Genomic DNA, 12,488 nt, shown 5'->3' with positions numbered 1-12,488 from the left:
TACGAATGTGTTAGGTAATATATATAAGGGAGCTAAATATTAATTAAAATAAACCGCACTAAAAGTAGCAAGCGTATTACCGCGACTGTTTTTAAGTTTTAGTGATTCACCTGTTATTTCCCACTTTGAAGTTTTGCTAAGTACGTCAGACATAGCCGCTTCTTGGCTCATATTATCCGAGCACATCTTTTTTGTACTTGCTAGCTGACTAAGTGTAATTGTTTGCTGCTCGGTACTATAGCTTCCGCTAAAATTATTACAGCCTAAAAAGCCATTAACGCGGTGGTCTTTATTGTACTGAATGAATGGTTCTTTAGTTGTAACATTCACAGTTTGAGCATTTATTGTTATTGCTTTCCAGTAAGTATTTGTGAGTGTTACATCGGGTTTTTGAGTCGACACTTTTGAAAGCTCAATTTTATAGGGGGTAGTTAACTGTGATTCTGCAAACGGGTCATGATTTGTTGTACTTGTGTAAAGCACTTTGTCTTTATTTATAATTCTGGCGCTTAGGCTATAGCGATGTTTATCGCTAATTTTGCTGGCATCATAAATTAGCTCAACGGTAAATGGCGGGGCTTGGGTTACATCAATCACTTCTTGTGTGATTATATCGGCTTTTACATCCATTTTAGATACATTGGAAAGCGTAACTATTAATTGCGAGCCAGGGCGAAGCATACTGCGATCTTTGTAGCTAGCTTGGATAGTTAGGCTGGTTGTTGCTTCTGCAATTCCTGTGTTTTCAGTCGATTTAGTTTGCTCACCGCAGCCAGTTACTGCAAAAGCGCTAAGCGCCAATAAGCCAATCCCTGCAACTGCCTTTTTACGCGAAGATACTGCTTGATGCTTTTCCATGTTGGTTATCCTTACTCAATATTATGTCCTTAGTGTATTACCTAGTTACTTAATCATTCCTTAACTTATTTTAAACATAAAAAAAGGCGCATTAGCGCCTTTAATAATTAAAAACAAACGATTATTTTTTAACAAACTTAGTTAAAATAACAATGCGCTGGCCGTCAACTCGCCCTTCAATATGTTCAGGGTTGCTGGTTAGGCCAATATTACGAACAGCTGTTCCACGTTTAGCGGTAAGGCTACTGCCTTTAACGTCTAAGTCTTTAATTAGGGTAACAGTATCGCCTGCTTGAAGTACTACACCGTTGCTATCTACATGCTTTAAATCGTCATCTTCGGCAAGTGCTTTTTTAGCCCAGGTTAGCGTGTCTTCTTCAAGGTAAATCATGTCTAGCGCATCTTGTGCCCAGCCATTATCAGGCGCTAAACGCGAAAGCATTCTGTAAGCTACAACTTGTACTGCAGGAGTTTGGCTCCACATGCTATCGTTTAAACAGTGCCAATGTGTAGGCGTTATTTCGCTGTTATTCTCGATTTGATCTTTACATGTTTGACACGTGTAAATACATTTATCTGAGTGGGTTTCAGTTACCGGTGGTACTTCATAAACAGATAAGTTCTCGGTGGCTGCACACAATTCACATTGATTATTACTACGTTCGATTAAGGCTTTTTCAATACTCATGGGGCTCTTTCTGATTCTGGTCGAGTTAACATTTGCTGCTATTATACTCCAAAACACGAGCTCTGCGCCATTAGTCCCTTAATTTTGTGTGGGTATATTACTCATATACTTATCTTCAATACTTTTTATATATCCTTGAGCGTGAAGGTTTTTAATTGCTAGGTTTATTTGGGGCAATAATTCTTTATGTTTGCTCAATAAGCGAATTCTTAAAAAACCATGGGAATGCTGTGCGCCAAAGGCAATGTTTATCTCTAACTGCTCTGCCCAATAGAGCGCAGTTAACTTACCTATTAGCGCTGCTTCTACACGGTTTCTTGATAGAGCGGTCATAAGTTCTTTCTCGGATGGAAAGTCAACACGCTCAAAGGTGTTGTCATTAAAGTAATAGTAACCTAGTACCGTTCCTATATTTTTGCCCTTTAAGCTATCAGCGCTTTGCCAGTTCTGGGCATTTTGAGGCAAGGTAACAATCATTTCTGTGGCATAAATAAGGGGCTCTGAAAAAACATAACGAGAGTCATTTCTCTCATCCTTTGGGAGCCATTCTAATGAAATAACATCAAAATCGATTATTTTATCTTGTAAATATTTGGTAATACGCTTTGTGGGTAGGTCGATATGAGAAGCTGCAATATTTGCATCATCGAGTGCTTTTTCAATAATTTCGGATAATACACCAGGCTTTTCTGGATCATTTGTATAATATGGATAATGGCTACCTGACGCGCTAACATTGTATTTGAGGGGAGTAGGGTTAATGCTGGCATAGCTAAAAAATACAAATAGCAGAGGGCTCAGTACTAATAACCGAATAAAGTTAGCCAAATCTCCACCTTTTATATTAATATTTTTATATTAGTGTTGTGTAATTTTAACATTTTTGCAATGACGACTATGTTTATCTTATGCGAGTTGCATTAAAGTACACATATTATTGGCTGTTTTGCCATCTCTTATTTATAGGTTTAGAGCCAAGTGAAATTAAATAACATACCTGATGAGGTACAAAAAATAACTCAGTTTGTCGCGCGGCAACCTATTTTTGATATAGACCAGAATGTTTTCTCGTACGAACTGCTTTATCGAGACTCAGCCAACAATGCGTTTCCTGTGGGCACTTCTGATGTGCATGCGACAAGCCGCCTGTTTTTTAATGCATTAATGCTGGTAGGTTTAGATAGACTTACCGCGCATCATTTAGCTTTTATCAACTTGTCATCAGAAACTATTCTCGATAACTTTCCCAAACTTTTATTGCCAGAAAATAGTGTTATTGAAATAGTAGAGCGCACGGGCAATATTTCTGCGGTTGCTGAGCGTGTGCAAGAACTTAAAAAAGAAGGGTATGTTTTTGCACTTGATGATTACGATGGCGATCCAAAATGGGAGCCACTATTAGCACATGTTGATTACATAAAAATTGAGATAGATGATCCGGTTATTAAAACCAATATGCGCATTAAAAAAATAAAACGCGCAAATCCACATGCAAAAATAATTGTTGAACGAATAGAGACGCATGAACAATTTAATATATTAAAATTGGCAGGCTGTGATTTATTTCAGGGGTTCTTTTTTTCTCGCCCAGAAATGATTACGTATAAAGGTGTAGAGCCTTCAAAGTTAACTGTTTTTGATCTATTGCGTTTTACAGCAAAACAAAAACTTTGCTTTAAAGAAGTTCATCAACGAGTGGCCAGAGATGTAGCCATAACAGCCAGGGTTTTAAAGCTGGCTAACGCGCGTTCAGGAAAAGCAAATTTAGTTATTACTTCTATTTCACAAGCGGTTATTTATTTAGGTGAAGATACAATAAGGCAATTTGTTCGTGTATTAGCAATTAGTGAGTTGGGGGTCGAAAAACCAACCGAATTAACTAAGCTTGCTTTAACGCGGGCTCAATTTATGTCGCTTATTTTAGAGCAAAATAATAAAGAGCTGACCGAGCAAGGGTATCTAGTGGGTTTGTTCTCGGTGCTTGATGCTATTTTAGATGCTGATTTAAAAGACATAGTTAAAGAGTTTACCTTAGATGCTGCAATATCAGATGCTTTGCTACTTGAAAAAGGCACTTTAGGTGAGTGTTTATCGCTTATAAAAGAATTTGAATTAGATAATGTAGATGAAGCTATGGTCCATTTGGCCAACATAAACTCAGAGCTACACATTGGCGATATATTTAATTTTTTACTGGATGCTGTTTTATACAGTGACGACATTATTGAGGCAATAGCAGAATAAATATGCGTAATTGGTTGTCGGTTATAAGTGTAGTGGTTGCTCTTTGTTTATTGTTTCCTGGTATTACAAAACCAGTATTAACAATAGAGGGCAACATAGATAAATCAAAACTAGCGCAAGCGGGTATTGAAATGCTGGCTGAAGAGGGCGATGGTCGAACTCGCAGTATGCTAATGATGTTCTCGAACATGCTAGGGCTTGATAAGTTAGAAGGTGAGATTAGCGCCTATAACAAAACACAAAGTATTTTAGGCACAGTTAAAGAGCTTGCTAGCAATAATAATTTATTTGTAGCCGCTTTAGTGGGGTTGTTTTCTATTGTTATTCCAAGCTTGAAGCTGCTATTACAATTGCTTTATTGTTGCCTACCTTTGAATGGGTTTAAGCAAAAGCTCGGTCTGGTTATTTGTGCATTAAGTAAGTGGAGCATGGTTGATGTATTTGTTATTGCATTAATAGTGACTTACTTAGCAGGTAACGCCCATGGTAAAAGTGGTGAGCTACTTGTTATGAATGCACAATTTGGTGAAGGGTTTTGGTATTTTAGCGCATATTGTATATTTGCAATTATCGCGAGTAACTTAATTAAAACACCTGATAAACCGCAGTCTACATAATTAAAGTATTTGTGGTTGCCGTTAGGTTACCTTACAATCATTTTAAAGTTTATTAAAAGGCATAATGTTGCAACGTTTTTACTCTAGTTTACTCATGATAACTTTACTGCTCACTTTTGTGGGTCAGGCAGTTGCGTCTGTAGCTATGGTATGCGAAATGCCACATATGCCAACTAAAACAGCAATGCATGCCCAAATGCCAATGACACAAAGTAGTGATGCAACAGCTGTCGCTAGCATGTCTGAAAATATGATGCAGATGGATTGTTGCGACGACGAAAGTACGCCACAAAATGACTGTAAATGCCCTATGAGTGGCTGCGCTGCTAACTCAATGCTTAATGTTGATACTTTATTTAGCGTTACTTTACTTGAATCTGAAAAAGTAAATGTACGTGTATTTACTACACAAATTAATATACCTCGTTCACTCTATCGCCCTCCTATGTCTGCTTAATAGCAGGATAGGTGTATGTAAAAATTGCGATAACCCCGTTTATTGGTAACTCCTAAACACCTTTTTTGCTTCCTAATTTAAGATTTTCTTTTATTTTTAGATGGAGCAGGTGATGAACCACGCTGTAAGTATTAAAGTCGTATTATGTAGTGTTGTGTTATTTAGCACAGCTGTTAATGCGCAAAATAACCTAAATACCGAAATGCTAAAGCAAACTAGTAATGAGCAAACGCTTAGCTTAACGCAAGCGCTTAATTATGCGCTAACGCATGAGCCATGGCTAAAAGCGAGTGGCTACCAAGAAGATGCAGCAATAGCGCAAAGCATTGCCGCAGGCACCTTACCCGATCCTGTTTTAACGGTTGGCTTACTCAACTTACCTACTAACGGTTATGCGTTTGACCAAGAAGGGATGACGCAGCTTAAAGTTGATTTGAGCCAAAAGTTTAGCCGAGGGAATAGTTTAGCGCTTAGACAAAAAGCATTAGCACAGTCTGCTCAACAATACCCTTGGCAGCGCGCCGATCGCTTAGCACAAGTAAAAGCAATTGTGATTGAGTCGTGGTTAAACGCGTATCGTGCTCAGCGAAGTATTGCTTTAATTGAGCAAGATAAAGGGCTATTTACTCAACTTATTGACATTACCGAAGCAAGCTACGCAAGTACCTTAGGTAAAACACGTCAGCAAGATATTATTCGTGCGCAATTAGAACTCACCCGTCTTGAAGATAAGCTGGTTATGCTTGAGCAGCAATTTGAAAGTGCTAAAAACCGTTTAGCACAGTGGTTACCTATGAATATGCTTATGCAGCCTTTAAATACTGAGTTTACTAAAACCACAGGGCTGGTTGATTTTGCGAGCCTTGAATTTGATGAGCTAATACAGTTGCTTATGGCGCATCCCGCAATTATTGCGATAGATAAAACCGTAACGGCAAAGCAAACCGAAGTTGCACTCGCTAAGCAAAGCTACAAACCTCAAATGGGCGTTAATGTGGGTTATGGTTACCGAGATGATACCCCGATGGGTGAGTCGCGAGCTGATTTACTCTCTGTAGGGTTTAGTATTGATTTGCCATTGTTTACTGATAACAGACAAGATCAACAGGTTAAATCGGCTATTGCTAGTGCAGAAGCTACTAAAACACAAAAGCTGGTGGCGCTTCAAAAACTCAAAGGCATGTACTTTAAGGAGTTTAGCCAACTCGCTCGTTTGCAAAAACGCGATGCGCTTTATCAAAATACGTTATTACCGCAAATGTCAGAGCAATCTCAGGCAACACTTAATGCTTATACGCGCGACGATGGGGATTTTTCTGATGTGATGCGCGCGCGCATTAGTGAACTTTACGCCAAAATTGATGCACTGAATATTCAAGTAGATCAACATATTATTACCGCCCGCCTTAATTATTATGCAAGTAGCTTAGACACCCAAGTAATGAGCGAGCAAACTGGAGAATTACACAATGAATACTAATTTAAAGTTACTTGTTGCCGCCTTAGTTGGCGCAGGCGCCTTTGGGTTAATAGGCGGCTTAGTAATGCAATTTTTACCTAGCAACTCGGCAATGAATGAACAACAAAGCGCTAACAAACAACCCTTATATTGGGTAGCCCCTATGGATAGTAATTACAGGCGGGACACGCCAGGGCTTTCTCCAATGGGAATGGATTTAGTACCTGTGTATGAAAACGCTAGCAACGCTCAGGACGGACTTGGTGCTGTAACTATTTCGCCTGCGGTAGTTAATAACTTTGGTGTAAGAACTGCCAAAGTGCAGCTTAAAACACTTCACAGCGATATAAATACTGTGGGTTATGTGCAATATAACCAAGACCAACTTATTCACATTCATCCGCGTGTAGAAGGTTGGATTGAAAGTTTATACGTTAAAGCACAAGGTGCAGAAGTTAAAGCCGGTGAGCCTTTATATACATTGTATTCACCACAATTGGTGAACGCACAGGAAGAATTTTTACTGGCGGTTAATCGTAATAATACCGTGTTAATTCGCGCTGCAAAGGCGCGTTTAGAGTCGTTAAATGTGTCTGATGGATTCATTGAACGTTTACAAAAAAATAAAAAGGTAATGCAAAATATTACTTTTTACGCAAAGCAAAGTGGTGTGGTAGATGAGCTAACAGTACGAGAAGGCTTTTACGTTAAACCAGGCACATCAATGATGAGCATTGCCCAGCTTGATGAAATTTGGGTAGAGGCGGAAGTGTTCGAGCGCCAATCAGAACAAGTGAGCGTTGGTTTACCTGTAACGATGACGCTTGATTACTTAAAAGGTCAAAAGTGGGAAGGTAAGGTTGATTATATTTACCCCGCGCTTGATGCTAAAAACCGGACTCTGCGTGTAAGGCTTAGGTTTGAAAATGCAGATCATCGGTTAAAACCAAATATGTTTGCACAAGTGAGCATTCACGCTAAAGCGAGTAAGGCGCAATTTACAGTCCCTAAAGAAGCGGTAATTCGCACGCAGCATCAAAACCGTGTAGTTATTGCATTAGGTGAGGGTCGTTTTAAATCGGTAGAAGTCGAAGTTGGGCAAATTAATGGTAATGAAGCGGTGATTTTGTCAGGTGTAATGACAGGTGATACGGTAGTGACCTCAGCGCAATTTTTAATAGACTCTGAGTCGAGTAAGAGCTCTGACTTTAAACGAATGGAAATGCCTAGTTCTAGTATTAACTCAGGTATGAGTTCGGATTCTGGTTCAGACTCAAATATGAACATGGATATGCAGCCACAAAATGCGACTGTTAACGGTACTATTAACGCCATAGATACACAAAATCGCATTATTAATATTAGCCGAGAAGCCATTGAAAAATGGAATCGAGAACCCGCCACAATGGACTTTGTATTAGCGCCAGATATTGATATTAGTCAGTTTGAAAATGCCCAGTGTATTAATTTTACTTTTAGCATTATTAACGATGAATTTGTAATTACTAAAGCGCAAAACGCAGAGCCGATTGATCATTCTACTATGCAACATAGTTCTCACTAGGAGCCATTATGATAACTGCCATTATTCGCTGGTCTGTTAGCAATCGCTTTTTTGTGTTGTTGCTTACATTAATTTTACTGGGTGGAGGGTTGTTTGCTGTAAAAAATACTCCCGTGGATGCCTTGCCTGACTTATCTGATGTTCAGGTCATTATAAAAACCACTTACCCGGGGCAAGCGCCGCAAGTAGTGCAAGACCAAGTTACATTTCCGCTCACCACAGCAATGCTTTCTGTGCCGGGTGCACAAACTGTAAGGGGTTTTTCGTTTTTTGGAGACTCGTACGTTTACGTTATTTTTGACGAAAAAACCGATTTGTATTGGGCGCGTAGCCGAGTACAAGAATACCTAAGCCAAGTAGCGAGTAGATTACCCGATAGCGCTACGCCAGAGCTTGGCCCTGATGCAACAGGCGTAGGTTGGATTTACTTATACGCACTAATTGATAAAACAAATAAACACGATATTAGTCAGCTACGAAGCTTACAAGATTGGTTTTTAAAGTTTGAGCTACAAACTGTGCCCGGTGTATCTGAAGTGGCTGCTGTTGGTGGCATGGTTAAGCAATACCAAGTCAATGTAGAGCCCGATAAATTACGCGCATATGGTATTCCGCTTAGCCTCATTCAAACCGCTATTCAACAAGGCAACCAAGAGATGGGCGCCTCAGTAGTTGAAATGGCTGAAGCAGAATACATGGTAACAAGCACGGGTTATATTAAAAGTGTTGCCGACTTGGAAGCTATTCCGCTTGGTGTAAACGCCAACGGTACTGCGCTGCAATTGCGTGATGTAGCTGATATTCGAGTCGGACCGCAAATGCGCCGTGGTATTGCAGAACTGAATGGTGAAGGCGAGGTAACCGGCGGCATTGTTATTATGCGCTATGGCGAAAATGCACAAAAAACCATTGAGCTTGTAAAAGCAAAATTAGAATCGCTTAAAAAGGGATTGCCAGAGGGCGTTGAAATAGTCCCTGTGTACGATCGCTCCAACTTAATAAATAACGCGGTAGATAATTTAACAAGTAAGCTAATTGAAGAGCTTATTGTAGTTGCCTTAGTGTGTGTAGTGTTTTTGTTTCATGTGCGCTCATCGCTGGTGGCGATTATTACATTACCGCTTGGAATTTTAACGGCATTTATAATTATGTATTGGCAGGGGATTAACGCCAATATTATGTCTTTAGGAGGAATTGCAATAGCGATAGGCGCAATGACTGACGGTGCTATCGTTATGATTGAAAATATGCATAAACATATGGAAAAAACCCCCCTTACCAACGAAAACCGCTGGGAAGTTGTGGCTAAATCGGCGAGTGAAGTGGGTCCTGCATTATTTTTTAGTTTATTAATTATTACTGTCAGTTTTATGCCGGTATTTATTTTAGAAGCGCAAGAAGGGCGTATGTTTGCGCCACTGGCTTACACTAAAACCTACGCTATGGCTGCGTCTGCTGGGCTTGCTATTACTTTAGTGCCGGTATTAATGGGTTACTTTATTAGAGGTAAAGTCATTTCGGAGCAAAAAAATCCAGTTAACCGATTACTCGTCGCAGCGTATCGTCCACTACTTAACTGGGTGCTTAAATTTCCAAAAATGACACTGGTACTCGCGGTGGTTGTTTCTGTTATTGGCTTTTACCCGGTAAACAAAATAGGCAGTGAATTTATTCCGCCACTTGATGAGGGCGACTTAATGTATATGCCCACAACGTATCCTGGTTTATCGGTAGGTAAAGCGCGCGAAATATTACAGCAAACCGACAAGCTAATTGCCACAGTGCCCGAGGTTAAAACAGTATTTGGTAAAGTTGGGCGAGCAGAAACTGCAACAGATCCTGCGCCGCTTACAATGATAGAGACGTTTATTCAGTTAAAACCAAAAGACGAATGGCGCGAAGGGATGACTCTTGAAAAACTTAAAAAAGAACTCGACGGTTTGGTTAAGTTTCCGGGGCTAACTAATGCGTGGGTAATGCCAATTAAAACACGCATTGATATGCTCGCAACCGGTATTAAAACTCCCGTGGGCATTAAAGTTGCGGGACCAAAGTTGAGTGAAATTCAAAAAATTGGTCAGCAAATAGAAGTGCTATTAAAAGATGTGCAAGGCACCGCATCGGTTTACTCAGAGCGAGTAGCCGGTGGACGTTATATAAAAGTAGATATAAATCGTGAAAAAGCCGCGCGTTATAGCTTAAACATTAGCGACGTACAGCAAGTTGTATCTACTGCAATAGGTGGTACAAACGTAACACAAACGGTAGAAGGGCAAGAGCGTTATCCTGTTAATTTACGTTATCCGCAAGCATACAGAGACTCGCCAGAAGAGTTAATGTTGTTACCTATTGTAACGCCTACAGGGCAGCGTATAGCACTTGGTGATGTAGCCGATGTATTCATTGAAGATGGACCGCCTGGTATAAAAAGCGAAAATGCACGTTTAAACGGTTGGAGTTTTATTGATATAGATGGCGTTGATATTGGTACTTACGTTGAGCACGCTCAGCAAGTGCTCGATAAAGACCTAATACTACCTGCTGGTTACTCAATTACGTGGGCTGGGCAGTATGAATACATGCAGCGCGCTAAAGACAAACTGACTTATGTATTACCACTTACATTAGCGATTATTATTGTATTGCTTTACCTTAATTTTAGAAGCTTTGCTGAGGTCACTATTATTATGGCTACGTTGCCACTGGCAATGATTGGTGGCGTATGGCTGATGTATTTAGAGGGCTTTAACTTTTCAGTTGCAGTAGGTGTAGGCTTTATTGCCTTAGCCGGTGTTGCGGTAGAAATAGGGGTCATTATGTTGGTGTATTTAAACCAAGCCTATCAAGAAAAATGCCTCGAAGCAGAGCAAGCCGGAAAACCGCTTAGCTTAGTGCAATTACAGCAAGCTATCATTGAAGGAGCAGGGCTTCGAGTACGCCCGGTTATGATGACTGTCGCGACAATTATTATCGGTTTATTACCTGTACTTTATGGTACAGGCACCGGAAGCGAAGTAATGAGCCGAATAGCAGCGCCTATGGTTGGCGGTATGGGCAGTGCAATTGTACTCACCTTACTTGTTATTCCTGCTGTTTACTTGCTGTGGCGCAAACAAGGACTTAAATAATATAAAACAACAAGACTATAGAGCAGTGCGGTTACTACTCACGCATTGCTCTATAAAAATTACCTATAATTTGTAAGTTGTTCTATTAAATAGCTAGTTATTACTCATATTTAAATTAACTAACTGTTTTTAAATAGCTTTTTAATTGGCACGCTTTACGCAGTGTATTACCTATACAGTCAACTAAGTAAGGAATGCACATGCAAGTTAAAACAATTAAAGAGGTATACGATTGGACCGTTTTGTTTCATACGCAAATGGCGGCTAATTTTTATAGCGTAAAGGATTTACTCGATGAACATAATGCAATGCTGGTGGACTACTACCTAAATTACGAAAAAAAACTCGCCGAAGATTTAGTCGGGTTTAAAGCGATAACTGAAATAAATACGCTCGATACGTACAGTTATGAATACTTTGCTAAAAATCCTGAGCTAATTACTTTTGAAGACATTAGTAAAGATCAGCAATTCGATGAAGAAGTCATCCAAGGCTATTTAGCACAGCAACATCAAAAAGTGATTGAGTTATATGAATACTTACTTGAACGCGCCGAAACCGAAAGTGGGCAAGAAAAGCTTCAACAAATACTAGAGCTTGAAAGGCAAGGTATAAAGCAAATGATGCAAAGTACTAATCGTCATATGGATATGTAGCTTTATAAAAGAGCGGGATTACTGAGTTTATCTCGCTCTTATTAGCTTTAAGGTGATTATTTAAAATAGCTGATGCTTGCATCGGCTTATTTTATGTCTGCGTTAAATAATCTGCAGAGCATTTTGATGGACTAAAATGGTATGCGTGTCAGTTGTATGGCACGCATAAATGGAGGTTAAACTTCTTCCGTATCTACAATTAAATCACTTGTAATTGATTCCAATGCTTCAATAACTTCGTCTTTATCCATACCATTTGGCAAAGTAACGGTAGCAACAGCGCTAAAAATAGGCACTCCCCAATTAGGTGCACTTTGTTGTCTTGAATTTAAGTGAGTAATATTAGCGCCTTTATGACGTATTACACTTGCCAGTTCTTGAACAATACCAGGACGGTCGTTACCTGTTATAACTAGATTAATTTGCTCTAGTGTTGATGGTTCAATCTCTGTGTTTCCGGTTTCAATACGAACGTCTAACTTAGGTAACTTATTTAAAGCACTTTGTAATGATTGAAAATGCTCCTCAGCAACTTCAAGTTGAATAATACCTGCAAAATGACCTAATAAATGGCTTAAGTTACTACTAAGCCAGTTGCCATGATTTTGTAATACGACTGATGAGATGCTCTCTACTAAACCAGGGCGATCTTTCCCTAAAATAGTTATAACCAACTGCTTCATAAATAATTCTCTTTTTAAGCCCAAAGAAAGTAAATGCATAGGCATTAAGTATGTTGTCTAATTTAAATTGTGTGTTGTTGCACTTTTTTATAAATCTTTGATTATAAATTAAAAAAATGGATATAGTTGTGTTG

11 protein-coding genes are annotated in these 12,488 nt (G+C 39.4%); 7 read left to right on the top strand and 4 right to left on the bottom strand.

Features of this window, described 5'->3' with window-relative positions; all coding sequences use genetic code 11:
* Positions 1–39 precede the first annotated feature (39 nt).
* The 3 genes from CXF64_RS11745 to CXF64_RS11735 form a co-directional block, all read right to left on the bottom strand.
* A complete protein-coding gene (locus CXF64_RS11745; protein ID WP_101217100.1) occupies positions 40–858 on the bottom strand; it encodes an META domain-containing protein in 819 nt (272 codons plus the stop codon).
* A gap of 121 nt (positions 859–979) precedes the next feature.
* On the bottom strand, positions 980–1,546 hold the full coding sequence (locus tag CXF64_RS11740; RefSeq protein WP_007586451.1) for a PhnA domain-containing protein: 567 nt from the start codon (positions 1,544–1,546) through the stop codon (positions 980–982).
* Positions 1,547–1,624: 78 nt separating this feature from the next.
* The gene (locus CXF64_RS11735; protein WP_101217099.1) at positions 1,625–2,374 is read right to left on the bottom strand and encodes a substrate-binding periplasmic protein; all 750 of its coding nucleotides are present in this window, start codon (positions 2,372–2,374) and stop codon (positions 1,625–1,627) included.
* A gap of 150 nt (positions 2,375–2,524) precedes the next feature.
* On the opposite strand from CXF64_RS11735, the gene CXF64_RS11730 reads away from it, so the two are divergent.
* From CXF64_RS11730 to CXF64_RS11700, 7 genes are all read left to right on the top strand, one after another.
* Positions 2,525–3,790 carry an EAL and HDOD domain-containing protein gene (locus tag CXF64_RS11730; protein WP_101217098.1) on the top strand — a complete coding sequence of 422 codons (1,266 nt, stop codon included), beginning with the start codon at positions 2,525–2,527 and terminating at the stop codon, positions 3,788–3,790.
* 2 nt (positions 3,791–3,792) lie between these two features.
* Positions 3,793–4,407, top strand: a complete 615-nt coding sequence (locus CXF64_RS11725) for a paraquat-inducible protein A (RefSeq protein ID WP_010554372.1) — start codon at positions 3,793–3,795, stop codon at positions 4,405–4,407.
* A gap of 94 nt (positions 4,408–4,501) precedes the next feature.
* The gene (locus tag CXF64_RS11720; protein ID WP_306790319.1) at positions 4,502–4,864 is read left to right on the top strand and encodes a hypothetical protein; all 363 of its coding nucleotides are present in this window, start codon (positions 4,502–4,504) and stop codon (positions 4,862–4,864) included.
* Between the two features lie 112 nt (positions 4,865–4,976).
* Positions 4,977–6,344, top strand: coding sequence for a TolC family protein (locus CXF64_RS11715; RefSeq protein ID WP_101217097.1), 1,368 nt, complete (start codon positions 4,977–4,979; stop codon positions 6,342–6,344).
* Positions 6,334–7,887, top strand: coding sequence for an efflux RND transporter periplasmic adaptor subunit (locus CXF64_RS11710; protein WP_101217096.1), 1,554 nt, complete (start codon positions 6,334–6,336; stop codon positions 7,885–7,887). Before CXF64_RS11715 ends, CXF64_RS11710 begins: the two co-directional genes overlap by 11 nt.
* 8 nt (positions 7,888–7,895) lie before the next feature.
* Positions 7,896–11,015: an efflux RND transporter permease subunit gene (locus CXF64_RS11705; protein ID WP_007586458.1), complete on the top strand. Its 3,120-nt coding sequence runs from the start codon at positions 7,896–7,898 to the stop codon at positions 11,013–11,015.
* Positions 11,016–11,215: 200 nt separating this feature from the next.
* A complete protein-coding gene (locus CXF64_RS11700) occupies positions 11,216–11,671 on the top strand; it encodes a hypothetical protein (RefSeq protein WP_101217095.1) in 456 nt (151 codons plus the stop codon).
* A 176-nt stretch (positions 11,672–11,847) separates the two neighbouring features.
* Here the strand turns inward: CXF64_RS11700 and CXF64_RS11695 are convergent, their stop codons facing one another.
* Positions 11,848–12,354 (bottom strand): glycine cleavage system protein R, encoded by a 507-nt coding sequence (locus CXF64_RS11695; RefSeq protein WP_007586460.1) that lies wholly within the window; start codon positions 12,352–12,354, stop codon positions 11,848–11,850.
* Between the last annotated feature and the right edge of the window lie 134 nt (positions 12,355–12,488).

Origin of the sequence: Pseudoalteromonas sp. GutCa3 (assembly GCF_002836155.1) — a bacterium.
In the GTDB taxonomy this organism is placed as follows: Bacteria; Pseudomonadota; Gammaproteobacteria; order Enterobacterales; family Alteromonadaceae; genus Pseudoalteromonas; species Pseudoalteromonas arctica.
This window is presented reverse-complemented; position numbering and strand designations above follow the sequence as displayed.

Coding starts and splice junctions, on each gene's coding strand:
- CXF64_RS11745 (WP_101217100.1), bottom strand. CDS start 858: ATGGAAAAGCATCAAGCAGTATCTTCGCGTAAAAAGGCAGTTGCAGGG.
- CXF64_RS11740 (WP_007586451.1), bottom strand. CDS start 1,546: ATGAGTATTGAAAAAGCCTTAATCGAACGTAGTAATAATCAATGTGAA.
- CXF64_RS11725 (WP_010554372.1), top strand. CDS start 3,793: ATGCGTAATTGGTTGTCGGTTATAAGTGTAGTGGTTGCTCTTTGTTTA.
- CXF64_RS11720 (WP_306790319.1), top strand. CDS start 4,502: ATGATAACTTTACTGCTCACTTTTGTGGGTCAGGCAGTTGCGTCTGTA.
- CXF64_RS11715 (WP_101217097.1), top strand. CDS start 4,977: ATGAACCACGCTGTAAGTATTAAAGTCGTATTATGTAGTGTTGTGTTA.
- CXF64_RS11710 (WP_101217096.1), top strand. CDS start 6,334: ATGAATACTAATTTAAAGTTACTTGTTGCCGCCTTAGTTGGCGCAGGC.
- CXF64_RS11705 (WP_007586458.1), top strand. CDS start 7,896: ATGATAACTGCCATTATTCGCTGGTCTGTTAGCAATCGCTTTTTTGTG.
- CXF64_RS11700 (WP_101217095.1), top strand. CDS start 11,216: ATGCAAGTTAAAACAATTAAAGAGGTATACGATTGGACCGTTTTGTTT.
- CXF64_RS11695 (WP_007586460.1), bottom strand. CDS start 12,354: ATGAAGCAGTTGGTTATAACTATTTTAGGGAAAGATCGCCCTGGTTTA.